Here is a 26,094-nt window from a genome sequence, read left to right as displayed (position 1 = left end):
GAAGGGCATCAGCCTTTCTTCTCTTTTCGGTATTGGGTCGGAGTGCGGCCCTTTTTCTGTTTGAAGAGGCGGGAAAAGTAGAGCGCATCATCATATCCGACAGATCTGGCAATATCGTTGATTGTAAGGTCGGTATCTTTTAACAGTGTGCAGGCTCGCCGGATCCGGTAGTCAAGCAGATATTCCTGAGGAGAACTGCCGGTGATATCTTTGAACAGGCGGTAAAGATAAGTGCGTTCAATATTCAGATGGTCGGCGATGACCTGAATATTGACAGGATGGGCGTAATTATTCTCAATATAGCGCAGTGCCTCCTCCACATAAGAGATCTTTTTTTCTTTCGGCGGGATGTATGCCCGTGGGAATTTACTCGCCAGGAGGTAAAGATATTCATAAAGGATGCTGTTCATCATGAGGTCGCGGTTTTCCGGAAGCTGGTACGCTTCAAACATTTTTTCATGGCACAGTCTGACACGGTCGTCCTTCCCGTAGTGGAAATAAGGCGTTTCCAGAAGAGAGGTTCGTTTCAGATACTCTTCGATCTTGATACCCTGGAAACCAATCCAGGTATAGGTCCATGGATCGTACTTATCCGCTTCATAGTAAATCAGCGTATTGGGACGGATCAGAAAGGCATCTCCCTCGGAAAGATGGTAAAGATGTCCGTCTGTTTTATAAATGCCTTTTCCTTTTAAAATATAATGAATCAGATAGCCGCTGCGCACAACAGGGCCATAACTGTGGGACGGCACACAGGTTTCAAAACCGCAGGTATAGATCATGGCGTCGAGATTGCGGGAAAAATCATTTGAAAAAATATAATCCTTCATAAATCCTCCAAGAACCAACAAAACTATATAGTTAAACAACATTTGTCTATATTATATTCAGTATAAACCGTTATAATTAGAATTACAAGAACAAAGAATACAGCATTTGTTCATACCGCGGTGAAACAGCAGGAGTGTACATAACTGCATCATGAGGATTGAATTTTTATGGGAGGTATCAAGCATGGATGCGGAAAAAAGACAACGATACGAAAATATATCATCCGAACTTGTCAGGCTTTCGGGCGGAAGAAACAATATTTTAGGAATCGCCCACTGTGCGACACGTCTGAGACTTGTTCTGGAAGATAATGATAAGGCAGATATCAAGGCGATTGAAGATGTGGATCTGGTAAAAGGTGTGTTTGTGGCAGGGGATCAGCTTCAGATCATTTTTGGAGCAGGGCTGGTAAATGATGTATGCCAGGTGCTTGCAGAATCTATCCATATGGACAGTATGAGCCTTGGAGATCTGAAAACAAAAGCAAATAAGAGGATGAATCCACTGCAGAGAGCAGTCAAGGCTCTTTCTGATGTATTTATTGAAATCATGCCGGGAATCCTGGCAGCAGCTCTTTTAACCGGACTTTCCAGTGTACTTGGAAATCTGCAGATTGTGGAAGACAACGCAACACTTTATGGAATTGCACGGCTGATTAATATTTCCTCCGGTGCGATCTTCGGATTCCTGCCTCTGTGTGTTGCGTACAGTACGGTCAAACGGTTTGGCGGAAGGCCGATCATGGGTATTGTAATCGGCTGTATCATGCTGACGAACAGTCTGGCAGATGCCAGTGCGGCAGCACAGGGAACGGTGGAAGTAACTACACTCCATATTTTTGGACTTCCGGTTGACCTTATCGGTTTCCAGGGCGGTATTATTGTCGCGCTGCTGATTGGTATTGTTACTGCAAAACTTGATATTTTCTTTGAGAAGAAAGTACCGGAAGTGATCCGTCTGCTTGTATCACCACTTTTGACAACACTTGTCAGCTCCTTCCTTTTGTTTATGATTATCGGACCGGTAGGAAGAGGACTTGCAAATGGAATTACGAGCGTACTTGTATGGATGACTCAGAACCTTGGAGTGATTGGATACGCGGCATTCTCCGGGGTACAGCAGCTAATCGTTATTACCGGTCTTCATCACGTATTTGGCGCAATTGAATCACAGCTTCTTGTCGATACCGGAAGAAACTTTTTAAATCTGCTGATGTCTGTAGCAATCATTGCACAGGGCGGGGCAGTACTTGGATATCTTGCAAGAAATTTAAAAGATGCAAAGGCAAAAGAATTATGTATTCCAAGTTTTATTTCCGTACTGTTTGGAATTACGGAGCCGGCACTGTTTGGTGTGAACTTAAGATATCGTTATCCACTGATCGGCGGATGTATCGGCGGAGCAATTGGAGGTGCAGTTGTTTATTTCACAGATCTTGCGGCACTTGGATTTGGAACCACAGTAGTACCGGGAATCGCACTTGCAGACCCGGCACACAATGGATATATCAATTATATCATTGCTCATGTGATTGCGCTTGCGGCAGGCTTCCTCTTTGCATTCCTGATCGGAATCGGATTTGATAAAAAGAGCGCTGTACAGGCAGTACCTGTATCGACAGTAGAACAGAAAGAAACAGTAAAAACAGTCGAAGCCAGGGAAGAGGCTCAGGAAGAAACAGCAGCACTTCCGGAAGAAATCGGTGCATTTACGAAAGGCGATCTGATCGGAATTGAGGAAGTCAACGACCAGACCTTTGCCCGGAAAGTACTCGGCGATGGAATTGCGATTGTACCAAAAGAGGGAGCGATTTACGCCCCGGCAGATGCAGATGTTGAGATTGTCATGGATACGAAACATGCTCTGGGACTTCGCACAAAAGCAGGAAATGGAATTCTGATTCATGTAGGAATTGATACGGTTAATCTCGGAGGAAGGTATTTCACTCTTCATACCGGGCAGGGAAGAAGTGTGAAAAAAGGAGAGCTGCTTCTGGAATTTGATCAGGAAAAGATCAAGGCAGAAGGATATGATACAACGACCAGTCTGATCATTACAGAACCAGTGGCAGACAGCCGTCTTGAGAAAGAAGCAGACAAACCGGTTCAGGTTGGTGACCGGATTTTGGAAATCGTGAAGTAGAGGAACCGATATGGGAAAAGAAATAGAAAATGAAAACTGGGTGAATAAAGTCAGAGCAGAAGAAAACCGGCAAAAGGACAGACTGAACAGCTGTCCTTTCCGGATGAAGTATCATATCATGCCGCCGGTCGGCTGGCTGAATGACCCGAACGGACTGTGTCAGTTTCAGGGTACTTATCAGGCTTACTTTCAATATTCACCGCTCAGTGTGAATGGTGGAGGAGGTTTCTGGGGGCATTGTACCAGTCAGGATCTGCTGCACTGGCAGTATCAGGATCCGGTTCTTACGACAGACCGGCTGGAAGACCGAAGCGGAGTGTATTCCGGATCTGCACTGATAGAAGATGGAACGATGTATCTTTTTTATACCGGAAATGTCAAACTGCCGGGTGACTATGACTATATTGATGAAGGAAGAATTTCCAGCCAGCTGCTGGTAAGTTCAAAAGATGGACAGCATATGTCAGAAAAAACGGTTCTTCTTGGAATGAAAGATTATCCGGAAGACATGACAGCACATATCCGGGATCCGAAAGTATGGAAAGATCAGGGGCATTACTACATGATTCTTGGCGCAAGAAAACGGGATTTCGATGGTGACAGACGCCGTGATACCGGCTGTGCGCTGGTCTATGTTTCGTATAATAAGAAACAATGGAAGCTGGATCATGAGATTCTACCGGAAGAAAATTTTGGCTACATGTGGGAATGTCCGGATCTGTTTGAACTGGATGGAGAGAAAATTCTTTCCTACTGTCCACAGGGACTCCCTGCGGAACCGGAACGCTGCCAGAATCTGTATCAGTCCGGCTATTCGATTCTGACAAACGGTGAAACTCCGGAAAAAACCTTTCAGGAATGGGATCTGGGATTTGACTTTTATGCACCTCAGTCATTCGAGGATGAGAACGGACGGAGAATTCTGATCGGATGGGCCGGAGTGCCGGATACCATTGAGACGCACCGGAATCTGTCTGTACAGAATGGATGGCAGCACTGCCTGACGATTCCAAGAGAGCTTCATATAGAAAACGGAGCAGTATACCAGAGACCGGTATGTGAGATCGATACACTATCCTGGAAAAGAGAAGAAGGGACCCTTTGCCGTTTTGGAAGAGAGATGGTAAAAATCGAAACTGCATTGCAGGAAGGAATCCCGGCAGAAATCCGGATTGGAACGGAAGAGAATGGTTTGACGATTCATATGGAAGCAGACCGCATCCAAATGACATTCTTAAATAAAAAGGGAGAGCCATCTGCCTGCGGCGGAGGAAGAGCCATACGGATCGGGCGGACGGCATCGGAAATCAGACATGCACTTGTGCTGATTGATAATTCGATTGCAGAGATTTTTGTAAATGATGGAGAAGTGGTAATGACAACCAGAATCTATCTGGAAAAACCGGAGCGGATGATTACGGTAAACGGATGCCGGACATGTGAAATCTGGAAGACAGAAGAATAAAAAAGAAGAGAAGCAGGACTTTCAAAAGAAGTCGAAGCTTCTCTTTTTTTGGTGAAGATCCGACATTTACATCAGGGGAAATTTCAGATAAAATATACTGTAGCAAAAGAAGAACTATGGAAAAGGAAAGAAGGGAAAAAGCTTGAAGGTAGCGGTTATCGGACACAGCGGCTGCGGAAAATCTACCATCGCGGCATGGATTGCCAAAAAGAGAAGGCTTCCGCTTCTTCATCTGGATAAGGTTCACTGGCTGCCCGGATGGATAGAACGTCCGAAAGAAGAGGAACAGAAAATAGTCAGGGAATTTCTTGACAGTCATGATTCCTGGATGATTGACGGGAACTATCACAGTATGGAATACGAGCGCAGGATGCAGGAAGCAGACCGCATTCTTTTCCTTGATTTTCCAAGACTTGTCTGTCTTTACCGGGCATGGAAACGGGCAAGAAGGTATCATGGAAAAACGAGATCCTCCATCACAGAAGGATGTACAGAGAAACTGGATCTGGAATTTGTTTTCTGGATTCTTTATCAGGGAAGAAGCGGGAAGGCAAAAATGGAGTATCAACGTGTGATGCGAAAGTATGGATCCAAAGTGGTGCGGATCACAAATCAGAGAGAACTGGACAGGGAGAAGCGAAGATGGATAAAGCATTAGATCAGCTGTTTGATTTTATCAGAGAGATTGACAAAGAAAAGTTTATCGGACGCCAGACTTATCTGACGGACGGTGAGAGAAAAGAAAATGATGCAGAACATGCATGGCACATGGCGATTATGGTACTGCTCTTAAGCGGATATTCCAATGAAAAAATCGATGTTCTCCGAACGATTTCGATGCTTCTGATTCATGATATTGTAGAAATTGATGCAGGAGACACCTACGCCTACGATGAAGAAGCCAGGAAGACGCAGAAAGAAAGAGAAGAAAAAGCGGCTGAGCGGATCTTCGGGCTGCTTCCGGAGGAACAGGGTAATTACCTGATGGAATTGTGGAAGGAATTTGAGGCAAGAGAAACACCGGAAGCAAAATTTGCGCGGACCATGGACAATCTTCAGCCGATGATGCTCAATGCGGCTACAGATGGGAAGGCATGGGTAGAGCACGAAGTGTCAATAGACCAGATTATGAAAAGAAATGCGCGGACGGGTGAGGGCGCTTCTGTGCTCTGGGAATACGCTCAGAGGAACTGGCTGGAACCAAATCTGAAAAAAGGCCGGATAAAGCCACAGAAAGATTTGTAGTTCCGGTAGAAGTACGTTATAATAAGTTAGCAGGAATTTTGCTTAGGAATGGAGAGATGAGGGAATGATTAGAACGAAGTTAAAGAGAATGCTTGCAGCATCTTTATGCGCAGCACTGTGTTTGTCATCTGTCCCGGTTTATGCCGGGGAAACTCCGAATGGGCAGACTGAAGTTCAGACAGATACCATGCAGGAAGACGTGCAGCAGGACGGCACAGAAGAAGGAAGCAGTCTGAACAGTGAAACTTCGGAAGAGCCGGAAGAATCACAGGATATGACTTCCGAAGAGGAAACACTGCCGGCAGAGCCTGAAGATGATGTTCAGGAAGAAACGATTCCGGAGACTCAGCCTTCAGAGGAGACCAGGCCGGCTGCAGAGGAAAGTCAGGAGCAGGAGAACAGTAATCCGGAAACATCAGAAGAGGCTGCAAAAGCAGCAGCTCCGGAAGAGCAGCAGACTAAAACGGCGGAGACTGAAAGAGCAGCGGGAGCACATGTAGTATACAGAACGCATGTACAGGATAAAGGCTGGCTGAAAGAAGCAGCAGACGGAGCTCTGGGCGGAACGGTCGGAGAGTACAAGCGTATGGAAGCGATCGAAATTAAGCTGGAAGGTGTATCGGGCGGCATTCAGTATCGTTCTCATATTCAGAAGTATGGATGGGAGAATGGATGGAAGGCAGACGGCGCTTTGAGCGGAACAGAAGGTGAGGCAAAGCGTCTGGAGGCAATTCAGATCCGGCTGACCGGGGAGGCTGCCGAACAGTATGATGTTTACTACCGTGTTCATGCGCAGGACTATGGCTGGCTTGGATGGACAAAGAACGGTGAAAATGCAGGAACATCCGGAAAGTCAAAACGTCTGGAAGCAATTCAGATCCAGCTTGTCGATAAAGGAGGAAAGGCACCAGGCACTACAGAAAATGCCTATGTACATCCGCTTGTCAACTACAGTACCCATGTTCAGACGGCAGGATGGCAGAGTTCAGCAGCAGATGGGGCAGTCAGTGGAACAGTTGGAAAATACAGACGCCTGGAAGGAATCAAGATTCGCCTGGACAGTGAAGCTCCTTCTGGAAATATAGAGTACCGGACTCATATTCAGAATATCGGATGGGAAAAAGAATGGAAGTCTAATGGAACACTGAGCGGGACAACAGGGAAAGCACTTCGCCTGGAAGCTATACAGATCCGCTTAAGTGGAGAAATAGCCGAACAGTATGATGTGTATTACAGAGTCCATGCACAGAATTACGGCTGGCTTGACTGGGCGAAAAACGGAGAAAGCGCAGGAACTTCCGGTTTGAATCTCAGGCTGGAAGCAATTCAGATTCAGCTTGTGAAAAAGGGAGAAAAGGCTCCTGGAAAAACGGATACACCGTATGTGAAAATGATGATCCGCTATATGTCTCATGTACAGGATCTCGGCTGGGAGAATTATGTCAACGACGGGGCGATGAGCGGAACAAAGGGAAAAGCAAAACGCCTGGAAGCAATTAAAGTTCAGATCAATAATGCGGATGTTGCCGGAGAAGTAGAATACCGTACACATGTGCAGAATCTTGGCTGGGAAAATAAATGGACGAAAAATGGAGCTGTCAGTGGAAGTGTTGGGAAATCACTCCGTCTGGAAGCGCTTCAGATCCGGCTGACGGGAACCGTGTCAGATCAATATGATCTGTATTACAGAGTTCACGTGCAGGATTATGGCTGGCTTGACTGGGCAAAAAATGGAGAGATTGCCGGAACAACAGGATTATCCAAACGGATGGAAGCCATTGAAATTCAGATGATAGAAAAAGGCGCGAAAGCACCCGGCTCGACAGACCATCCATACATTACAACCGGATGGGGAACGAAGATTGGACAGATTGGAGATTCCACATCAATTAATATAAGACCGAATAAGCTTGACCAGCTCAAAAAGTCCGGAAAGGCTACAAGTATAGAAGTAACCGCAGCAATGAAATATCGGGGGAATACTGTCCGTCAGGTAAAGAAAGAAGTGGATCTGAACAGTATATCATCCGCCGGATTCAACATGAATGTGGGCTACTACGGAAAGTATTATGTTTCAATTTCTTATAAAAAGAATGGGAAAATTATAGAAGCCGAAGAGCAGATCGCAGGCGTAAAGGCAGGCGAATATAACCTGGCACCGGTTTCCGCATCCTTCCCGGTTGTATACTTTTCACTGTCCCTGTGGGATATTACCACTTCTCCGGAGACAGGAAAAACAATTCCAACGATTGTAATGCTGGACAGACCTTCAGCGTATAACTGGGATCAGCTTCCGGAAGGTGTTTATGGAATGCCTTATCTTACAGATGAACAGATGCAGAAGACATATAATTACAGCATGTATGCACAGTATGTCAAGGATTTGTATGAGGTAAGTCCGGATTCCAGGTTTAACCTGTATATTAATGATATTACCTGTACCCTGATTCATTCACTGATTTATGCAAACCGGATTCCGGATAAGCAATATACAATTACAATGATGTCGGATGGTTCCGGAACATTCAACATTATGAATAAGACTTATAATGTGGCAGATCCTTCCGCAAAACATCAGCAGCTGATTAATGAATGGAAGAGTGCAAAACAGGATGCCTACGAGACTGGAAAGGTTGCAACGGAATGGGGATGGCATAAGCGTTGGGACTGTATGTACGCAGTGCTTGCGTGCGAACCTGGAACCGAATGGTGGGTAGCACGAAACAATCTGTTCACCAGCGGGGATAATAATGCTTTTGCCGAGAAGATCAAAGCAGATGTGACAGTGAAAAATGTTAACACAATGCTCCAGGATCTTCAGGCAAAAGGCGAGGGAACCGTAAATGCCTTTAAAGCCTTGTATGATTTTAATGATGGATATTTTGCGGAATCCGAAATTCAGAATAAGAAATCCATGATGCTTTTAGGTACTTATGCATACAACGAAGAGACATTTGAAAACTATGCAAGACTGACAATGCTTTATTACGGGGATGAGTATGTTTATTATTACAAAGGTCATCCAAATACCCCGACCGGAATGTATCCGGCAAAACAGGAGCAGTTAGAGCGACTGGGAATGATTGACGTAGATTCCTCAGTGGCGGCAGAGCTGATTTTATTCTTCAATCCGGAAATCAGTATGTCCGGTTACAGTTCCAGTACATTTAACTCTGCATCCAGAGAAATGGCATGCGGGCTGTTCAGTTCGACGAAGTCAGAGGCGCTGGGTCAGGCAGGCAGCATCGACTATTCCGGAATTGACTGGTTTGCTTCCGTAATTGATCCGGATAATGTGGACAGCAGGATTGCAGCATTATGTCCGGATGGAGCAGACTGCTATCTGCTTGAGTTCTCGGATGAAATTTTAAGCAGGAGCAAATACGACATTGGAATTTTCAATGCAGATACTGGAGAGCTTACATACTACGGGCAGGATGCACAGGGAAACTACATAAAAGTTGCATCCGTAACAGAATAGGGAGGAAATGAACTATGAATGTAAAAAAGGTCATGAAAAGAATGACCGGAGTTATTTTAAGCCTGACAATGATAATGGGATCTTTTTCAGTACAGGCAGCTGATTCGTCCGTAAATACAACAGATACAGCTGTTTTATCAGAGCAGGAAGCTGAAAATCCGGCAGAAAGCGGGCAGGAGATTCTGATTGAATCCGAAGACAGTCAGGCAGAAGAGACGGTGGAACCTGCAGGGGAGACAGGTGACCAGTCCGTAGCGGATAAACAGGAAGAAACCGGAGAGACTGATTCGGACATCGATGTGCAGGAACCGGTGAAAAATATAGAAAACCAGACAGATACTGCTTCGGAATCAGAAGCAGTATCTGAAGAATCAGAAGCAGCGGAAGTGCCGCAGGTGCAGGCGGAGGAAACAGAAGAAGTCAGCACGCCGCATATCTTTTATCAGTCCCAGATTCAGACAGACGGCTGGCAGGATGAAGTACAGGACGGTGCTACAAGCGGAACGGTCGGAGAATACAAGCGAATGGAAACGCTCAAAATCCGTCTGGAGGATCAGTCTTACAAAGGCAGCGTAGAATACCGTTCCCATGTGCAGAATCTTGGATGGGAATCCGCATGGGCAAAAGACGGTGCTGCAAGCGGTACAGTTGGAAAAGGACTGCGGCTGGAGGCGGTTCAGATCCGTCTGACCGGAGAGATGGCACAGCATTATGATATTTACTACCGTGTTCATGCACAGGAGTTTGGCTGGCTCGGCTGGGCAAAGAATGGAGAAAGTGCCGGAACAGCAGCATTCAGTTACCGTTTGGAAGGCATTCAGATTGTCCTTGTGGAAAAGGGAGGTCAGGCGCCGGGAAGTACGGCCGATGCATTCTGGCAACGCCCGTCGGTTTATTACCAGTCTCATGTTCAGTCAATCGGCTGGCAGAAAGAAGTAAAGAACGGTGGCATCAGCGGAACCGTTGGACAGTACAAACGAATGGAGTCTGTAAAGCTTCGTCTGACAGATCAGGCATACAGCGGGAATATTGAATACCGTTCCCACATTCAGAATCTTGGATGGGAATCATCCTGGAAAGCAAACGGAGCTATGAGCGGAACGACTGCAAAGGCTCTCCGTCTGGAGGCAATTCAGATCCGTCTGACCGGAGAAATGGCACAGCGTTTTGATGTGTATTACCGGGTTCATGCGGAGCAGTTTGGATGGCTTGGCTGGGCGAAAAATGGCGAGAGTGCAGGGACAGCCGGATTTGGCTATCGGCTGGAGGGACTCCAGGTGGTACTGGTCGTAAAAGGAAAAGCGGCGCCGGGAAGTACAGCATCTGCATTCCATCAGCTTCCATCTGTATATTATCAGACACATGTACAGAATGACGGCTGGAAAAGCGAAGTGAAAGATGGGGGCACAGGTGGAACCGTCGGACAGTATAAACGCATGGAATCCATCAAAATCCGTCTGGCAAATCAGGATATCAGCGGAAATATTGAGTATCGTTCCCATATTCAGAATCTTGGGTGGGAGTCATCCTGGAAAAAGAATGGCGCTTTAAGCGGAACAACGGGAAAAAGTCTTCGTCTGGAAGCGATTCAGATTCGCTTGACAGGAAATATGGCAAAGTACTTTGACATTTATTACCGCGTTCATGCGCAGCAGTATGGCTGGCTCGGATGGGCAAAGAACGGTGCAAGCGCCGGTACCGAAGGATGCAGCTACCGCCTGGAGGCAGTACAGATCCGTCTGGTAAAGAAAGGAGCGACAGCACCGGGTTCCACGTCGCGTCCATTTGTGAAGAGTAAGAATGGATGGTACTACGAAAACGGATATAAGTATTATTATAAGTCCGGTGTCAGACAGACAGATATCCGTAATATCATCGGAAAGCAGTCCTCTTATCTGATCAAGATTAACAAACAGATGAGCTGCGTGACAGTTTATGCAAAAGATGGAAGCAGAGGATATATCATCCCGGTTGTGGCATTTGCTTGTTCACCGGGAGCAGGAACGCCGACCGGTACGTTCCATACCTCTGACAAATATCGCTGGCATGCACTGTATGGGGCTCAGGGCCAATGGTGTACGAGAATTACAGGCCACATCCTGTTCCATTCTCTTCCATACACACATTTCAACAACCGGACAATGATGCCGAATCAGTACAACAGACTTGGAACATGGGCATCTTCCGGATGTATCCGGCTGAGAGCCATTGACGCGAAATGGATTTATGACAACTGTGCTTCCGGCACAACAGTCACCATTTACAACAGTTCTGCAGCAGGACCGCTTGGAAAACCGGTATATGCGAAGATTCCGGCTTATCAGAACTGGGATCCGACCGACCCGACGATCTGATGATCCGTTGGTTGGGCAGAATGGAAAAGTAATATGAATAAGAAAGAGGGATACGGTTCAAAGACCATATCCCTCTTCTGCTAAAGCTGATTTTCTACAAGCTGTGAGAGCGGAGCAAAGTGATAGCCCATTTCTTCCCATTTGGTCAGCAGTTCATCCAGAATCTGCGCGTTGGTGGAAGACGTGTTGTGGAGAAGAACGACTGCGCCGGGATGAATACGTCCGAGCAGCTTTTCAAATGCTTCTTCTCTGGTGGGCTGGTCGTCTTCGTACCAGTCTACGTAGGCGAGACTCCAGAAAAAGGTAGAGTATCCCAGCTCTTTTGCCATCTGTAGATTTGCGGTACTGAATTTCCCCTGCGGAGGTCGATAATACGGGCTCATTTTCTGTCCGGTTGTCTCTTCAAAAAGAGATTCTACGCTTTCCAGTTCTTCGCGGAAAGCGCTTTCTGTAGAGATGGCGGACATATCCGGATGATGCCACGTATGATTTCCGACTGTATGCCCTTCTTTGACCATCCGTTTTACGATGTCCGGATTGTCACGAAGAAAGGTGCCTACAATAAAAAAAGCCGCGGGAGCGTCATGCTTTTTCAGGGCATCAAGGATTGCTTCCGTATTTCCGTTTTCATATCCGCAGTCAAAAGTCAGGTAGATGACTTTTTCATCCGTATCTTCACAGTACGCGGCATTCAGAGCGGAGAGCTCGGAAATATCAGCATTGCCGACGGGACGTTCTCCTTCGTTTGGAAAGCTTAATCCCCAGTTCCCGGAGGCTTCGGCAGACGTCTCCCGGGCCGGGGCTTCCCGGAAGGAGGAAATAAGAAATCCGATGCCGGTTCCGGCGCAGTAGGCGGCTACAAAAAGCAGGAGAAGAAGCAATGCTTTTTTTAATTCAGGAGCATGTTTCATAGTTTTGATTCCCGAAAATATTGTTGGTTTCAGTGTATGATGAATTAAAAGAAAATAGAAGCAGGCTCAGAAAAGGAAAAGAGAAAGGAATACACGAACATGAAATATTATCTTGCTCCCCTGGAAGGGATCACAGATCATATCTATAGAAGAACATATCATAAGCTGTTTGAACCGATGGATAAATATTTTATCCCTTTTCTTACGCCAAATGAGAATGGAAAACTGTCCAAACGGCAGCGACAGGACGTACTTCCGGAAAATAATGAAGGAATGTATGCGGTTCCACAGATCCTGACAAATAAAACAGAAGAATTCCTGAGCGCAGAGGCGTATCTTGGCAGCCTTGGATATGAGGAGATCAATCTGAATCTGGGTTGCCCTTCCCGCTGTGTGGTGTCGAAAGGAAGGGGAGCAGGATTTCTGGCGGATCCGGACGGTCTGCGCAGATTTCTGGATGAAATTTTTGAAAAATCCAATATCCGGATTTCCATTAAAAGCAGAATCGGAGTGAGGGATGTGGAGGAGTTCGGAGCACTGCTGGATTTGTATAATCAGTATCCGCTCGAGGAGCTGATTCTCCATCCACGTACCGGGAAAGAATTTTATAAAGGCAGCCCGCACCGGGAAGTTTACCGGTATGCAATGAAGGAAAGCAGACATCCATTATGTTATAATGGCGATCTTTTTACGAAAGAACAGTACGAAGACTGGGAGAAGAAATTTCCACAAAGCGATGCGGTGATGCTTGGGAGAGGAATACTTGGCGATCCGCTTTTGTTATCTAAAATTAAACAAAACCACAGGCCGGCCCATACCTGGATGGAGCTTCAGTATGAGCTTTATCTCGCATATCAGAAAGAAATCCAGGAGGAGCGGCATGTGCTGTCGAGACTGAAAGAATTCTGGACATACCGTGCATTGGTACACCGGGAAGAACGGGAAATGATTCAGAAGATTTACAGAACAAATACGTTGAAAGAATATGCGGAGCTTCTGCATTTTGAATAGAAGATGATCAGAAAAAAAGGAGGAAGACAGGATGCGGACTATGAGATTAAAGAAAAGAGAGATTCGGGACAAAGAGGTTTTAAGAGACCTGATTGACGGATGCAGTGTTGTACGAATCGGCGCGGCGGATGAAGAAGGAATGTTTATTGTGCCGGTGAATTATGGATATGAATTACTGGAGAAAGAAGACGGGACACTTGACTGGAAACTGTATTTTCATTCCGCGGCTCAGGGGAGGAAAGCAGAGGCTTTTGCAAAAGAGCCGGTAGCAGCGCTGGAACTTGACCGGGAAGGCGGGGTGATCCGTGGAGATTATACCTGTTCCTATTCATATGCCTACCAGAGTATTATGGGGACAGGAAAGATCAGAAAGCTGGAGTCGGAGAGCGAAAAGCGTTACGGCTTCGAAAAGATTATGGAGCATCTGGCGCCGGAGGCAGAATTAAAATTTGATGAAAATCTGCTGAAAGCGGCGGATGTGTACTGCATTGAGGTCCTTTCTTTTACCGGGAAGGAGAGAAAGGCACAGTAGCTTTTGGAAACAGATGGTGTATAGGATTGGAGACTGCCGCATATATTGCTAGAAAAGCAAGGTGTGCGGCAGCATGATGGGAAGCAGACGAAGAGACCAGACCAGGCAGGAAGAGACACGAGGGGACGTGATCCGCAAAAAGATCGCGGAGACTGCAGATGCACCAAAAGACGTGATCATGGGGCTTCCGCTGATCCATCTGACCGGACAGTGTGAAATCTGTATAGAAAATTATAGAGGGATTCTGGAATATACGGAGGAACTGATCCGTGTGAAAACAAAATCCGGAACGATCCGGATTATCGGAAAAAGAATGTGCATAGAATACTATATGAACGATGAAATGAAAATTACCGGGAAGATCTGGAAAGTAGAGTTTGAAAAGAAGGAGGATGCACATTGCTGACACGGATCCTGCGGTATGTGAAAGGGTATGTCCGGATACGGATCACCGGATATTCTCCTGAACGATTTCTGAATCTGTGCAAATACAAGAAGATTCCGGTCTGGGGACTGTTGCCGGGCCGCAATTTTTATGACATGAATATTACGATAGCCGGCATGAAGAAACTAAAACCGATTCTCAGAAAAACCGGCACGAATTTACGAATCATAGAGAAAATCGGACTTCCTTTTTTCCTTTTCCGGCACCGCAAAAGGAAGATTTTTTTTGCCGGAGCAGCGGGCTGCGTTCTGCTCGTATATATCCTTTCCCTTTTTATATGGAATATTGAGATCAGCGGAAATCATGTCCGGACGGATGAGACCATTCTGGCTTTTTTAAGAAAACAGGATGTGCACTGCGGAATGCCGGCTTCTTCTGTGGACTGTGCCGGGATTGCACGGATGATCCGGAAAGAGTACGATGATGTCATCTGGGTGTCGGCATCTCTGAAGGGCAGTAAAATCCAGATTGACGTTAAGGAAAACAGTGATTCCAGAGAGATTGAGGAAGAGGAAATGACAGAGGAAGGAACCGATCTCATCGCTGAAAAGGACGGCGTGATCAAAGAGATTGTCACCAGGTCCGGTGTTCCGAAGGTTCATGCCGGAGATGAAGTAAAAACCGGAGATATTCTTGTGTCGGGACGTGTGGAGATCAAAAATGACAGTCAGGAAGTCGTAGGATATCAGTACCAGAATGCGGATGCGGATATCCGGATGGAGACAAAAGAAGCATATGAAGATACGCTGGATTTATCCTATACGGTAAAGAGATATGAAAAACGGAAGAAACGTCAGGTGTTCTTACGTTTCTCGAATAAAGAATACGTTCTGGGACAGAAAGTTGAAGCAGGGGAGAAAAAAGAAATCTTTTCGTTTGAGGTCCTCCCTCAGTTTTCAAAAAGCTTTCCTCTCCCGTTTTCATTTGGCGTCCGGGAGGAGAAACAGTATCGGGAAGTGAAGAAAACCTATACAAAAAAGGAATGTCAGGAGATTCTAAGCAGAGAATTTGAACGCTTCTGCAAGGATTTAAGAAAAAAAGGGGTTCAAATTCTGGAGAATGATGTTAAAATATACAAGGACACGCAAAGTGCAAAAGCAAAAGGAACACTGATTCTTCTGGAATCATGCGGAAAGGAAAGAAAGACAGAACATGGGAATCTTGGAGAGAACAATGCAGATACCAGCTGAGCATGAGGCAAATGTGTTCGGTCAGCTGGATGCCTACGCAAAGAAAATTGAACGCACGTTCCATGTGACTTTGATCGAGAGAAACGGCGAGATCAAAATCATGGGTGAAGAGGGAAGGACCAGAAAAGCAGAAGAGATTCTGGAAAAGCTGCTGGAGCTGTCCCGGCGGGGAAATGTGATCACAGAACAAAATGTAGACTATCTCATTTCATTGGCTATGGAAGATGATGAAAAGGGCGATGTTCTGGAAATAGATAAAGAGGTTGTCGCATATACAGTTCAGGGGAAGCCTGTCAAGGCGAAGACTCTGGGGCAGAAAAACTACGTGGATGCAATAAAAAAGGATATGATTGTCTTTGGACTTGGACCGGCCGGTACGGGGAAGACCTACCTCGCAATGGCAATGGCAATCTCAGCATTCAAAAATAATGAAGTGGGAAGGATCATTCTGACCCGTCCGGCAATCGAGGCGGGAGAGAAACTTGGATTTCTTCCGGGAGATCTGCAGAGCAAAATCGATCCGTACCTGCGGCCGCTCTATGATGCGCTTTATCAGATCATGGGGGCAGAGAGCTTTGTAAAGAATTCAGAGAAAGGACTCATTGAAGTGGCTCCGCTTGCCTATATGAGAGGACGTACACTTGACAATGCGTTTATCATTCTGGATGAGGCGCAGAATACAACGCCGGCCCAGATGAAAATGTTCCTGACACGGATCGGGTTCGGATCAAAGGTTGTTATTACCGGTGACGAGACACAAAAGGATCTGCCGTCCGGACAGACTTCCGGCCTTGATGTGGCAGTCAAAGTTGTAAACGGACTGGAAGGGATCAGCGTCTGCCGCCTGACCAGCAGGGATGTTGTAAGACATCCGCTTGTTCAGAAAATTGTAAAGGCATATGAGAATTACGAGAAAAAAGAAGAGAGCGGAAAGCGTGGAAACAGAAGAAAAAGTATAAGACACAGAGGTTGATATGACGATATATTTAGAAGAAGAATCAGAAATCAGACTTCCGGTGGACTGCCGGAAAACAGCAGAGCAGGTGGTGGAGGAAACTCTTGATTATGAGGGGTTCCCATATGAAGCGGAAGTAGAAATCCTGCTCACCGATAATGAATCAATCCGGGAAATGAACCGGGAACAGAGAGGAATTGACCGACCGACAGACGTACTGTCTTTCCCGATGATTGATTATGAAACAGCGGGAGAATTCGATTTTCTGGAAGAGCGCCCGGACTGCTTTCATCCGGAAACCGGGGAAGCACTTCTTGGAGATATTGTGATTTCAAAGGAAAAAGTACTCTCACAGGCAGAGGAATACGGACATTCTCCTTTGAGGGAGTACGCCTTTTTGATTGCGCACAGCATGCTTCACCTGCTCGGATATGACCATATGGAAGAGCAGGAGAGGGTTATTATGGAAAAGAAGCAAAATGAAATTCTGGAGCGCCTCGGCATCTCCAGATCAGGAACTGCAAAAGACGAAACGAAATAGCGGGGTGTTTTATGGGTAAAAAGAAGAACGGAAATGAATTTCTGGTACAAGGCGGAATCCTTGCGGCGGCTGGAATGATTTCCAGAATCATAGGGATGATCTACCGGATTCCACTGCTCAATATTATGGGGACGACCGGTCAGGGATTCTACGAGGTTGCTTATCAGATTTACAGTATTGCACTGATTCTTACATCCTACAGTATGCCGCTTGCGGTTTCCAAACTTGTTTCCGCAAGGCTTTCCAAAAATCAGGAAAAAAATGCGTTCCGGATTTTTAAATCGGCATTATTGTTGACATTAGTGGTAAGTGGAGTTGTCAGTCTGATTATTTTCTTTGGAGCAGATGTTCTTGCAGGCGGGGTTATGAAGATGAGCATGAGTGCCTACGCGCTCCGGGTTCTGGCACCTGGACTTGTCATTGTCTCCGTGATGGGAGTTTTAAGAGGATTTTTCCAGGGGCGCGGATCCATGGTGCCGACAGCGGTATCACAGATTCTGGAGCAGGTTGTCCATGCGATTGTCAGTATCATCGGGGCATATATTCTGCTTCAGTACGGGAAAACCGTAGGCTCTGAGCAAAGAGATGATCTTTACGGGCCGGCTTTTTCAGCTGCAGGTGCTACACTTGGCGTTATTGCCGGAGGATTGATCGCACTGATTTTCCTTGTGCTGATTTTCTATGCGTATCGCGGAAAACTGCGGAATAAAATCAGACGGGACAAAACCGTGGAGTTGGAGAGCTTCGGATTTATTTTCAAAGTGCTGATTCTTACGATCGCACCGGTTATTTTAAGCTCTACCGTATACAATATTCAGAATGTGATTGACAGCGCCATGTTCAGCAGCATTATGTCCGCACAGGGATTTTCAGAGGAGCATTGCGCGGATCTGCTTGGAAGTCTGGGACAGTACTATACGCTGTTTAACGTGCCGCTTTTCATGGCTAATGCGCTCGGTTCATCGATTGTACCGCCGCTTGTACGTGCATACGAGAACGGAAACCGGGAGCAGGTGCATCAGAAGATTGAGATGGCAATGCGCGTAACCATGCTGATTGCAGTGCCAAGTGCAGTTGCGTTTATCGTAATACCAAAGCCGATGCTGGATCTGATCTGGGGATCTATTGATAATACAGTGGCAGCAAATCTGTTCCGGATCGGTGCAATTTCGATCATTTTCTATGCGGCATCTACTCTGACCAATGCAGTGCTGCAGGGAGTCAACAAGATGATGTCACCGGTGAAAAATGCGGCGACTTCCCTTGTGATTCATGTTGTTTCCCTGTTTATCATGCTTGTATTTTTCCACTGGAGCATTTATGCAGTTGTTGCAAGTAAGGTGATCTTTGGTCTTGCCATGTGCATCTTAAATTCACATGATCTTCGGGAAGCGGTCGGATACGTACAGGAAAAGAAACGGACCTTTGTATACCCGGCAGTAGCTGCTGTCATTATGGGGGTCGTTGTTTTCGTACTTCAGTTTGTACTGGCTCTTGTGATCAGTGATGCTGTTGCAACGGTCATTTCGATTGTGGCTGGAGTCTGCATCTATGCGGTCAGCCTCCTTGCAATCGGCGGACTGACAGAAGCGGAGATTCTTGCACTTCCGAAGGGCGCGAAAATTGCGGCAGTTCTGCAGAAAGCACATTTGTTAAAATAGAGGTGCACGAGATGAAACGAGTGTTATTGATCCATGATCTGTGCTCGGTCGGGAAAGCGGCCATGATGAATATGATTCCGGTTTTAAGTGTTATGGGAATGGAGGTATGTCCGCTTCCGACCATGCTGCTGTCAACCCATACCGGAGGATTCGGCAGGCCGGAAATGCTTCCGGTACCGGGGACGTATCTGGAAGAAAGCCTTAAACATTTTCAGAGAGAACAGATCCGGTTTGACTGTATTTTTGTCGGGTATCTGGGAAATACGGAAATGGCACAGACCGTTTCCGGACTTCTGGAGATGGATTGCAGGCCGTTGGTGATTCTGGATCCGATTATGGGGGATCACGGAAAATATTATTCTAATTTTGATGAAACATATAAGGAAGCCCTGCTTCCCCTTCTTGGGAAAGCGGATCTTCTGCTTCCGAATCTGACGGAAGCGGCCTTTTTGAGCGGAATTCCCTATTCCGAATGTCAGTCGGAAGAAGGACTGGGAAAAGTTGTGGAGAAACTTCGGAAAATGGGCATGAAAGACGGTGTCATTACCGGAACAAAAGCAAGAGAAGATGAGATCGGCATGGCGGTTCTGGAAGGAAATAACATGAAAATCTGCAAAGAGCCGGAGATTCCGTATCATTCTCATGGTACCGGGGATCTGTTTGACGCGGTACTATGCGGAACTCTCCTTGGCGGCGTTTCGCTTGAGGCTTCTGCGCGGAAGGCCCATGCATTTGTTGCGGACTGCTTAAGGGCGAAAGCAGTGGAAGCGGGCGAAGAACGCGCAGGACTTCCGTTTGAACGTCTTCTGGGAAAACTTGTATAAATTTCAGCGAGAAGGCAGATACTGTATAAAAAAAGGAGTGTGCTTCTATGAAAAAATACAGTATCGGACTTTTCGTCCTTTTTCTCGGCTGCGTTGCGCTGATCGGCGCGGCCTATCAGTTCAGCTTTCAGTATTCAAAAAGACAGGCAGAAGAGGAAGCAAGACTGAAACAGGAAATCATGAAATCTGTAAAAGAAGAAGAGGAGGACGCCGTGGCGGCGGAAGGTGATGTCAGTAAAGGGGAAGTTTTTTACCTTATGGATCTGAACGGATTTGTCGCCGTATATAGATCAGATAAAGAAACGATTTATGAATATACCAATATTGTTGTAGAAGATCTGCCTGAAGATATCAGGCAGGAAATTCAGGAGGGAAAGGAAATCCGGACAGTGGAAAAACTGTACGGATTTCTGGAAAATTACTCCAGTTGACGGGAAAGGTACAAAAAGATGAAAGAAGAAAAAATCAGAAGAATCAATGAGCTATACCATAAGTCAAAAGCAGAGGGGCTGACTGAGGAGGAGAAGAAAGAGCAGAAAATTCTGCGTCAGGAATACATCGAATCATTTCGTGAAAATCTCAGAGGACAGCTGAACAATATTTCAATCAAAGAAAAAGACGGTACGATTGTTAATCTTGGTGAAAAATATGGAAAAAAAAGAAATCAGAAAAAAGGTTCTTGATAGGAGAGACAGGATACCGGAAGAACAGCGAAGAGAAAAAAGTATCCGGATTGCAAAAAGGCTTTGCGGGATGCCCTGTTTTGCAGGGGCGTCCTCTATTTTAATTTACCGCCATTTCCGGTCTGAAGCAGAGACTACTCTTTTGATGGAACAGGCCTGGAAGACGGGAAAGAGAGTCTATTGTCCCCGTGTGGAAGGAAAGACAATGGAGTTTTTTCTGGTCCGGACATGGGAAGATTTTGAACAGGGATGTTTTGGAATCGAGGAACCGGGATCGGAGTGCCCTGCCTTTGAAGAAGACCCACAGGAGCAGACGCTTGTAATTCTTCCGGGAGCGGCTTTTGACAGGAACAGAAACCGGATCGGTTATGGAGGCGGGTTTTACGACCGGTATCTGGCAAACCATCCGGGCCTTGAGACTGCGGCAGTCTGCTTTGAAGAGCAGATTGTGGAACAGATACCCGCCGGACCGTATGATATCCGGCCACGGATCATAGTTACCGATCAGCATTGTTACGAATAAGAAAAGGATGTGAGAGATGATGGCAGACCTGCCAAAAGATCCAGTGATGCTTCTTGGAACCATAAATATGAAACTGCGGGATTTTTATCCGACTCTGGATGCGCTGTGCGAAGATCTTCAAGTTGGAAAAGACTGGATTTGCAGCACGCTTTCCGGAATCGACTATGAGTACGATCCGAAGCGGAATCAATTTGTATAAGAAAGCAAAAGGAAGACTGCAAAATAGGCAGTCTTTTTTCTTGCTTTTTTGCGGAGGGCATGCTATACTTTAGACATTTCTAACAGGGGCAGATCATTGCCCTGATCTATTTTTCTATATTTATCTATTTGAGACCGAGACGAATTCTGTTTCGGAATCCCGAAGAAAAGAAAACTTCATGTTCAGAGGGGGTGAGGCCGTTGATTGTCTGATCATATTTTGTGCAGCCAGTAGATATGACATGGAGGAAATACTATGAGAAAAAAAAGAATATGGAAACACATCACGGTCATTGCATTGGCAGTGGCTGCAGCAACTGCTGCGATTGGCGGGATTTCCGCGTATTTTACGGATACTCAGGAGAAAACCAATACATTGACTGTAGGAAGTGTAAAAACAGATCTGGAGGAGCCGGAGTGGGAAGATGTTCCATCGGACGAAAAAACAGATATTACACCGAACCAGACGATCAAAAAGGATCCGAGGATCACCAATACCGGAGCGAATGATGCGTACGCATTTCTGGAAATTCAGGTTCCGGTGAAAAAGATTATTACGGTAGGTCCAGACGGGAAAAAGCTGCCGACAGCAGATACAGAGCTCTTTACTTATAAAGTAAATGACGGATGGGTACAAGTCCGGAGCTCCGATATTACCACATCGGGGAAGGTGACGGCAAGAAGCTATGTTTACGCCTATGGAACAAAAACCCAGTGTACGGTTCTGAAGAAAGGAGAGACGACGACTCCACTTTTTGACAGTGTTACTCTGGTCAATGCCATTGAGGGGCAGATTGACGAAGAAACACTGAATATTCCGGTGAAAAGCTACGCAATTCAGACGGAACACATTGGAGAGTCCAAAGTACCTTCAGACGTATTCCAGATTTACATGAAACAGAACCAGTAAACAGAAGGGGAGATTACAATGAGAAAAAGAAAACGAACTCCCTGTGACCGGGCTCTGGCGGTTTTGGTGCTGACCGGAATAGTGGTACAGTTGATTCATATGCCGGAAGTGTCAGCTTATTTCGCGGACCGCAATGAAAAGAACAATGTACTTCAGGTCGGTGATAATACATCTACGATTGAAGAGAAATTCGATCCGCCGGATACGGTCACCCCGGATACAACTTACAACAAAACCGTTTCTGTCAGAAATCAGACCGACACGCCATGTTACGTCCGGGTTTTTGTAGAGAAAGATCAGTCGGAGATCCCGCTGTCCATTGCGTTTGACACGAAACACTGGACGGAAAAACAGGCGGACGGCTATTATTACTACCGGACAGTTCTGGAAGGAAAGAAAAAGACAGAACCGCTCTTTACCAGCGTAACAACCGGAAAGACTGAAGAGACATTTCGGATTCTGATTTATGAGGAGACAGTACAGGCGCAGGGATTTCAGACGCCCCAGGAAGCATTTGCTTCCATCCGGGGAGAACAGGAGAGTGGTGTATGAAAAAGAGCAGATGGAAAAAGGGGCTGGTTCTGGCATTGTTGCTGGCCTGTACAGGAACAGTCAATGTAAGGAGTGCAGGTCATGTCAGTGCGCTGGAGGCGGCAGAACAGGCCGGTTCACCGATTACAGTGAAACAGTACGGGGAGGAGGAAGATTCCAGCTTTTCCTTCCGACTGAAAAGGACTGAACATACAACCTGTACCTGGAAAGATACGAGTGGAATCGCCGATCCGCAGCTGATTCATCAGACAGGAAACGGAATTGAACGGTGGGGACAGATGGTGACCAGCGATGCCCAGAAGGGAAAGATTTCCTGCTATCTGACGAATATGGGAAGTTACAAAGGGAAAAATACGAATCTCAGGATCACCTTTACGGACTGGCCGTCTTACCGGACAGAGTCAGGGGAACGGTATTATCCGGTTCTCGGGGTCTCACTTTCTCTTACGACAGATTTTTACGGCCTGATCTTCAGCGATATCTGGTATGAGGCAAAAATGGAGATTCTGGATGATCAGGGACGTCCCCTTGCCGTCAATATGACTTACCGGGCGGATGATCTGGATTTCGGACAGATCTTCGGCGTGAAAAAAAGTGATGCCATATCCGGACTTGCGGTTCCGGAAGACAGCCGGGTATATTATATCGACCGGGATGGATTTTACTATTTTTATGCGGACAATATTGCTTCCAATGAATACGAAAAAGACAGTGTACAGGTACAGTACAAAAATGCTTCTGCATTTACCCTTCGTGTTGGCGGCGGTGTCGCATTTCCGGACAGCTTTACCTATAGCAGGTATGTGTCGGAAAAAGTAAAGAAAGATTACGAACGCTTTCGGGATCATCTGGTCGGAGAATCAAGTGTAGAAGAATCAACGAATGCGGGAGCAATACTTGGATGGATTGCAGGTTCCGCAAGAGGATATGGTCCGTTTACTCCGCCGGTTCCGGTAAAGAGCGTAGACCGGACAGAAGTCCATGGAGAGGACTCGTTTACATACCGGATTAATTTTAAAGTGCCGGAATGTCAGCCGGCTGACTACTATCAGAGTCTGGTTCTGACAGATCCGATGCCGGAGGCTTTGATGGTGGAGAAAGTCGTTGTATATGATGCGGACAATCAGCAGGATGTCAGCACAAAATTTCATATCCAGATAACAAAAGGGACATCGGATCAGGTGAAAGTATCTGCAAGAGATACGTCCTCCGCATGGATCTATGGTCGAAGTTTTGAAATACGCATTCAGGTTCATAAGCGGCCGGAGTACATCTTCGGAAAATCCAATGTGGTATCCAATAAAGCCGGGCTGAGCGTAGATCAGAAAACACCGAAAGAAACAGAGCAGGTCAAGACATCCTTCTATTATCAAATCACAACGGAAGCGAAGAATGGTTCGATTACCGCCTCCAATCTGAAAGTTCCCGCGGGAGGAACGATGCAGGTCACCTATTCTCCTCTTCCGGGATACTATCTGAAGTCGGTTACCGTCGATCAGAGAGAAACCGATAAAAATCAGCACATTTCGGGTTATTCTTTTACAAAAGTCAATGCAGATCATCATATCCGGGTCGTATACGAAAAAAATCCCATTCTTACAATCACAAAAGAAGTAAAAGGAAAATGGGACGAATTTGGAACTCCTGTCTTTTTATTCCAGATCACGGGAACAGATTATAACGGAATCAGCCGGACGTATTATGAGGCGCTGGAAATTCCGGAACAGTTTAAAGAAGACGGTGTTTACAGGAAGTCCTTTATCATGCAGATCCCTGCCGGGATCTGGACGGTCCGGGAAATTCCGGTTTCCAGATACCGGATGACAGGAATCAAAGAGGTGGAAAATGGAAGCATCGAGGGCAGTACAGTCAGGCTGGACACAAAGGATCACGATACGGCAAAGGCAACATTCTGCAACGAACTGGTGAATTATGGAGATTTCAGCCACAATGATCTTGAGATCAATGTATTTGGAAAGCAGGTGGGAAGGTGAAAAAAAGAAGGCAACTTGCAGTGATGGCTGCCATCTGGATGCTTGGCGGTATTCATGCGGCGGCAGCGGAACAAGAGGCTTCTGTGACAACGGATATCCAGTCCGGCGGGGTCAGCATCCGGATGAACCGGTACGGTGACGCTGAAAAAAAGCAGGAATGGGAAGATGTCGAAGACATTCTGCCGGGGCAGGAGATTCCCATGATTACAGAGATTGAGAACCTGGGGGAAGACTGTTTTATCCGTTACCGTATAAGGGCGGAAGCAGAAAGTAAGCGGGAAATACCTTCCGCTTCTTTTCGGGGCCTGCCGGATGACTGTGTGCAAAAGGGAGAGTATTTTTATGATACGAAAATTTTAGAACACGGTGAAAAGGAGGAGCTGTTTACTGCGTTTATGCTTCCGGAAACATGGGAGCAGGAAGAGGAGGATGAAATCCGTATTTATGTGACAGCCGATGCGATTCAAAGCCGAAATTTCACACCGGATTTTGAATCGGAAAATCCATGGGGAGATACGAGAGTCCAGAAAGTTTCGGAAGAGGAAAAAGAAAATCAGCTTCGTGTAGCGGTACCTCAAAAAGGGCTCTGTCGTGTTGTAGTGGAAGGGGACCGGATTATCACCGTACCGGACAGCTTCTTTTCGGAACTGGGAACGGTCGTTCCCGGAGATACGGTTCAGGGAGAAATTCAGATTGAAAACGGGTGTGAGCAGACAGAAGCGGTATACTGGAAACTGGATTCGGAGGAGCAAACCCTGTTAAATCCGGTGGAACTCAAAATCGAAAAGAGCAGCGGTGCAATTTTGTATCAGGGAACCATTCAGGAATACCAGACAGATCAGTTTGCCCTGCTTGGGCGTTATTCACCGGAGGAGAAAGACAGTCTGATGTTCACGCTTCATTTCCCGGAAGAGATGGATAATCTCTATCGGCTTCTGAATGGTCAGATGACATGGACATTCCGGGCAGTTTCCGAGACACAGGAGGCAGACTTCCTGCAGGAGGAGCGGCGGGAAACCGTGAAAACCGGAGAAGAAAGCCATTTGTTTCTACTGTTGCTGCTGATGGGATCAGCCTGTCTGGTTCTCCTCCTGATCAGAAAGAGGAGAGCTGATGAATAAGTGGTTCCGAAGGCTGGATACCATTCTGATTCTGTGTTCGGCATGCTATGTTCTTCTGTTCGCCTGCCCGACCACATTTGGAATCCTGCCTGTCCGGGTATTATCCGGCTCCATGGCACCTGAGATTCTGGAAGGGGATATGGCCTATATCCGACAATGTAAGGAGAATGCTGTCGTGCCTGGTGATGTGATTGCCTTTCGGACGGAGAATGATCAGCTGGTGCTGCACCGCCTGATTGAAAAGACATCCGAAGGGCTCGTTACAAAGGGAGATGCCAATGAACACGAGGATTTCAGCACGGCAGATCCCGCAAACGTAGTCGGAACACTTTTATTCTGTCTCCCTAAAGGAGCGGTCTGGTATGAAAAGATCACTTCGTGGAAAACACTTGGAATCCTGCTTTTTTACAGCGGAATCCGCATGATAACAATAGTTCACCAGAAATTTTGACGGCAGATTTTCGGTTCCTGCTGTTGTTCTCCTTCAAACTGCGGTATAATAACCGAAAAGTGTAAAATGAAATG

25 protein-coding genes are annotated in these 26,094 nt (G+C 46.4%); 23 read left to right on the top strand and 2 right to left on the bottom strand.

Annotated features, from left to right (window positions below):
* Positions 1–8 precede the first annotated feature (8 nt).
* Positions 9–830 carry an AraC family transcriptional regulator gene (locus tag H6A32_RS11220; RefSeq protein ID WP_118636014.1) on the bottom strand — a complete coding sequence of 274 codons (822 nt, stop codon included), beginning with the start codon at positions 828–830 and terminating at the stop codon, positions 9–11.
* A 184-nt stretch (positions 831–1,014) separates the two neighbouring features.
* Between H6A32_RS11220 and H6A32_RS11215 the strand changes: the two genes are divergently transcribed.
* The 6 genes from H6A32_RS11215 to H6A32_RS11190 all read left to right on the top strand — a co-directional run bounded on the left by H6A32_RS11215 (position 1,015) and on the right by H6A32_RS11190 (position 11,518).
* Complete coding sequence (locus tag H6A32_RS11215; protein WP_204864371.1) at positions 1,015–2,973, top strand: PTS beta-glucoside transporter subunit IIBCA; 1,959 nt, start codon at positions 1,015–1,017, stop codon at positions 2,971–2,973.
* A 10-nt stretch (positions 2,974–2,983) separates the two neighbouring features.
* On the top strand, positions 2,984–4,438 hold the full coding sequence (locus H6A32_RS11210; RefSeq protein WP_204864370.1) for a glycoside hydrolase family 32 protein: 1,455 nt from the start codon (positions 2,984–2,986) through the stop codon (positions 4,436–4,438).
* A gap of 142 nt (positions 4,439–4,580) precedes the next feature.
* Positions 4,581–5,096 carry a DNA topology modulation protein FlaR gene (locus H6A32_RS11205; protein WP_204864369.1) on the top strand — a complete coding sequence of 172 codons (516 nt, stop codon included), beginning with the start codon at positions 4,581–4,583 and terminating at the stop codon, positions 5,094–5,096.
* Positions 5,081–5,683 (top strand): HD domain-containing protein, encoded by a 603-nt coding sequence (locus tag H6A32_RS11200; RefSeq protein ID WP_204864368.1) that lies wholly within the window; start codon positions 5,081–5,083, stop codon positions 5,681–5,683. Before H6A32_RS11205 ends, H6A32_RS11200 begins: the two co-directional genes overlap by 16 nt.
* 64 nt (positions 5,684–5,747) lie before the next feature.
* Positions 5,748–9,164: a hypothetical protein gene (locus H6A32_RS11195; RefSeq protein WP_204864367.1), complete on the top strand. Its 3,417-nt coding sequence runs from the start codon at positions 5,748–5,750 to the stop codon at positions 9,162–9,164.
* A 14-nt stretch (positions 9,165–9,178) separates the two neighbouring features.
* The gene (locus H6A32_RS11190) at positions 9,179–11,518 is read left to right on the top strand and encodes a L,D-transpeptidase family protein (RefSeq protein ID WP_204864366.1); all 2,340 of its coding nucleotides are present in this window, start codon (positions 9,179–9,181) and stop codon (positions 11,516–11,518) included.
* An 80-nt stretch (positions 11,519–11,598) separates the two neighbouring features.
* On the opposite strand, the gene H6A32_RS11185 is transcribed toward H6A32_RS11190, so the two are convergent.
* The gene (locus H6A32_RS11185) at positions 11,599–12,429 is read right to left on the bottom strand and encodes a polysaccharide deacetylase family protein (RefSeq protein WP_204864365.1); all 831 of its coding nucleotides are present in this window, start codon (positions 12,427–12,429) and stop codon (positions 11,599–11,601) included.
* 99 nt (positions 12,430–12,528) lie between these two features.
* Between H6A32_RS11185 and H6A32_RS11180 the strand changes: the two genes are divergently transcribed.
* The 17 genes from H6A32_RS11180 to H6A32_RS11100 all read left to right on the top strand — a co-directional run bounded on the left by H6A32_RS11180 (position 12,529) and on the right by H6A32_RS11100 (position 26,020).
* Positions 12,529–13,440: a tRNA dihydrouridine synthase gene (locus tag H6A32_RS11180; protein ID WP_138372686.1), complete on the top strand. Its 912-nt coding sequence runs from the start codon at positions 12,529–12,531 to the stop codon at positions 13,438–13,440.
* Between the two features lie 40 nt (positions 13,441–13,480).
* Positions 13,481–13,972 carry a pyridoxamine 5'-phosphate oxidase family protein gene (locus H6A32_RS11175; RefSeq protein ID WP_242958869.1) on the top strand — a complete coding sequence of 164 codons (492 nt, stop codon included), beginning with the start codon at positions 13,481–13,483 and terminating at the stop codon, positions 13,970–13,972.
* Between the two features lie 73 nt (positions 13,973–14,045).
* Positions 14,046–14,378 carry a sporulation protein YqfC gene (gene yqfC / locus H6A32_RS11170; protein WP_242960197.1) on the top strand — a complete coding sequence of 111 codons (333 nt, stop codon included), beginning with the start codon at positions 14,046–14,048 and terminating at the stop codon, positions 14,376–14,378.
* Complete coding sequence (locus tag H6A32_RS11165; RefSeq protein ID WP_204864364.1) at positions 14,372–15,607, top strand: sporulation protein YqfD; 1,236 nt, start codon at positions 14,372–14,374, stop codon at positions 15,605–15,607. Before yqfC ends, H6A32_RS11165 begins: the two co-directional genes overlap by 7 nt.
* Positions 15,570–16,580, top strand: a complete 1,011-nt coding sequence (locus H6A32_RS11160) for a PhoH family protein (RefSeq protein WP_087168929.1) — start codon at positions 15,570–15,572, stop codon at positions 16,578–16,580. Before H6A32_RS11165 ends, H6A32_RS11160 begins: the two co-directional genes overlap by 38 nt.
* 1 nt (position 16,581) lies before the next feature.
* On the top strand, positions 16,582–17,103 hold the full coding sequence (ybeY, locus tag H6A32_RS11155; RefSeq protein ID WP_204864363.1) for an rRNA maturation RNase YbeY: 522 nt from the start codon (positions 16,582–16,584) through the stop codon (positions 17,101–17,103).
* Between the two features lie 11 nt (positions 17,104–17,114).
* Positions 17,115–18,764, top strand: a complete 1,650-nt coding sequence (locus tag H6A32_RS11150) for a putative polysaccharide biosynthesis protein (protein ID WP_204864362.1) — start codon at positions 17,115–17,117, stop codon at positions 18,762–18,764.
* 11 nt (positions 18,765–18,775) lie between these two features.
* Positions 18,776–19,588, top strand: coding sequence for a pyridoxamine kinase (locus H6A32_RS11145; protein WP_138372684.1), 813 nt, complete (start codon positions 18,776–18,778; stop codon positions 19,586–19,588).
* Positions 19,589–19,635: 47 nt separating this feature from the next.
* Positions 19,636–20,019 carry a hypothetical protein gene (locus tag H6A32_RS11140; protein WP_087251974.1) on the top strand — a complete coding sequence of 128 codons (384 nt, stop codon included), beginning with the start codon at positions 19,636–19,638 and terminating at the stop codon, positions 20,017–20,019.
* An 18-nt stretch (positions 20,020–20,037) separates the two neighbouring features.
* Entirely contained in the window at positions 20,038–20,271 is a 234-nt protein-coding gene (locus H6A32_RS11135; protein WP_087168924.1) for a DUF896 domain-containing protein, read from the top strand.
* Positions 20,237–20,794: a 5-formyltetrahydrofolate cyclo-ligase gene (locus H6A32_RS11130; RefSeq protein WP_204864361.1), complete on the top strand. Its 558-nt coding sequence runs from the start codon at positions 20,237–20,239 to the stop codon at positions 20,792–20,794. Before H6A32_RS11135 ends, H6A32_RS11130 begins: the two co-directional genes overlap by 35 nt.
* 16 nt (positions 20,795–20,810) lie before the next feature.
* Positions 20,811–20,993: a DUF4250 domain-containing protein gene (locus H6A32_RS11125; RefSeq protein WP_330616926.1), complete on the top strand. Its 183-nt coding sequence runs from the start codon at positions 20,811–20,813 to the stop codon at positions 20,991–20,993.
* A 255-nt stretch (positions 20,994–21,248) separates the two neighbouring features.
* Positions 21,249–21,902: a TasA family protein gene (locus H6A32_RS11120; RefSeq protein WP_204864360.1), complete on the top strand. Its 654-nt coding sequence runs from the start codon at positions 21,249–21,251 to the stop codon at positions 21,900–21,902.
* Positions 21,903–21,920: 18 nt separating this feature from the next.
* Entirely contained in the window at positions 21,921–22,454 is a 534-nt protein-coding gene (locus tag H6A32_RS11115; protein WP_204864359.1) for a hypothetical protein, read from the top strand.
* Positions 22,451–24,448 (top strand): isopeptide-forming domain-containing fimbrial protein, encoded by a 1,998-nt coding sequence (locus H6A32_RS11110; protein WP_204864358.1) that lies wholly within the window; start codon positions 22,451–22,453, stop codon positions 24,446–24,448. Before H6A32_RS11115 ends, H6A32_RS11110 begins: the two co-directional genes overlap by 4 nt.
* Positions 24,445–25,569 (top strand): hypothetical protein, encoded by a 1,125-nt coding sequence (locus H6A32_RS11105; RefSeq protein ID WP_087168919.1) that lies wholly within the window; start codon positions 24,445–24,447, stop codon positions 25,567–25,569. Before H6A32_RS11110 ends, H6A32_RS11105 begins: the two co-directional genes overlap by 4 nt.
* Positions 25,562–26,020 (top strand): signal peptidase I, encoded by a 459-nt coding sequence (locus H6A32_RS11100; protein WP_204864357.1) that lies wholly within the window; start codon positions 25,562–25,564, stop codon positions 26,018–26,020. The genes H6A32_RS11105 and H6A32_RS11100 overlap by 8 nt, the downstream gene beginning before the upstream one ends.
* Positions 26,021–26,094 lie beyond the last annotated feature (74 nt).

This window comes from Drancourtella massiliensis (genome assembly GCF_016900655.1).
Classification (GTDB): domain Bacteria; phylum Bacillota; class Clostridia; order Lachnospirales; family Lachnospiraceae; genus Sellimonas; species Sellimonas catena.
Note: the sequence above shows the minus strand (reverse complement) of the source record. Positions and strands in the feature narration are given on the sequence as shown.

Coding starts and splice junctions, on each gene's coding strand:
- H6A32_RS11220 (WP_118636014.1), bottom strand. CDS start 830: ATGAAGGATTATATTTTTTCAAATGATTTTTCCCGCAATCTCGACGCC.
- H6A32_RS11215 (WP_204864371.1), top strand. CDS start 1,015: ATGGATGCGGAAAAAAGACAACGATACGAAAATATATCATCCGAACTT.
- H6A32_RS11210 (WP_204864370.1), top strand. CDS start 2,984: ATGGGAAAAGAAATAGAAAATGAAAACTGGGTGAATAAAGTCAGAGCA.
- H6A32_RS11200 (WP_204864368.1), top strand. CDS start 5,081: ATGGATAAAGCATTAGATCAGCTGTTTGATTTTATCAGAGAGATTGAC.
- H6A32_RS11195 (WP_204864367.1), top strand. CDS start 5,748: ATGATTAGAACGAAGTTAAAGAGAATGCTTGCAGCATCTTTATGCGCA.
- H6A32_RS11190 (WP_204864366.1), top strand. CDS start 9,179: ATGAATGTAAAAAAGGTCATGAAAAGAATGACCGGAGTTATTTTAAGC.
- H6A32_RS11185 (WP_204864365.1), bottom strand. CDS start 12,429: ATGAAACATGCTCCTGAATTAAAAAAAGCATTGCTTCTTCTCCTGCTT.
- H6A32_RS11180 (WP_138372686.1), top strand. CDS start 12,529: ATGAAATATTATCTTGCTCCCCTGGAAGGGATCACAGATCATATCTAT.
- H6A32_RS11175 (WP_242958869.1), top strand. CDS start 13,481: ATGAGATTAAAGAAAAGAGAGATTCGGGACAAAGAGGTTTTAAGAGAC.
- yqfC (WP_242960197.1), top strand. CDS start 14,046: ATGATGGGAAGCAGACGAAGAGACCAGACCAGGCAGGAAGAGACACGA.
- H6A32_RS11160 (WP_087168929.1), top strand. CDS start 15,570: ATGGGAATCTTGGAGAGAACAATGCAGATACCAGCTGAGCATGAGGCA.
- ybeY (WP_204864363.1), top strand. CDS start 16,582: ATGACGATATATTTAGAAGAAGAATCAGAAATCAGACTTCCGGTGGAC.
- H6A32_RS11150 (WP_204864362.1), top strand. CDS start 17,115: ATGGGTAAAAAGAAGAACGGAAATGAATTTCTGGTACAAGGCGGAATC.
- H6A32_RS11145 (WP_138372684.1), top strand. CDS start 18,776: ATGAAACGAGTGTTATTGATCCATGATCTGTGCTCGGTCGGGAAAGCG.
- H6A32_RS11140 (WP_087251974.1), top strand. CDS start 19,636: ATGAAAAAATACAGTATCGGACTTTTCGTCCTTTTTCTCGGCTGCGTT.
- H6A32_RS11135 (WP_087168924.1), top strand. CDS start 20,038: ATGAAAGAAGAAAAAATCAGAAGAATCAATGAGCTATACCATAAGTCA.
- H6A32_RS11130 (WP_204864361.1), top strand. CDS start 20,237: ATGGAAAAAAAAGAAATCAGAAAAAAGGTTCTTGATAGGAGAGACAGG.
- H6A32_RS11125 (WP_330616926.1), top strand. CDS start 20,811: ATGATGGCAGACCTGCCAAAAGATCCAGTGATGCTTCTTGGAACCATA.
- H6A32_RS11120 (WP_204864360.1), top strand. CDS start 21,249: ATGAGAAAAAAAAGAATATGGAAACACATCACGGTCATTGCATTGGCA.
- H6A32_RS11115 (WP_204864359.1), top strand. CDS start 21,921: ATGAGAAAAAGAAAACGAACTCCCTGTGACCGGGCTCTGGCGGTTTTG.
- H6A32_RS11110 (WP_204864358.1), top strand. CDS start 22,451: ATGAAAAAGAGCAGATGGAAAAAGGGGCTGGTTCTGGCATTGTTGCTG.
- H6A32_RS11100 (WP_204864357.1), top strand. CDS start 25,562: ATGAATAAGTGGTTCCGAAGGCTGGATACCATTCTGATTCTGTGTTCG.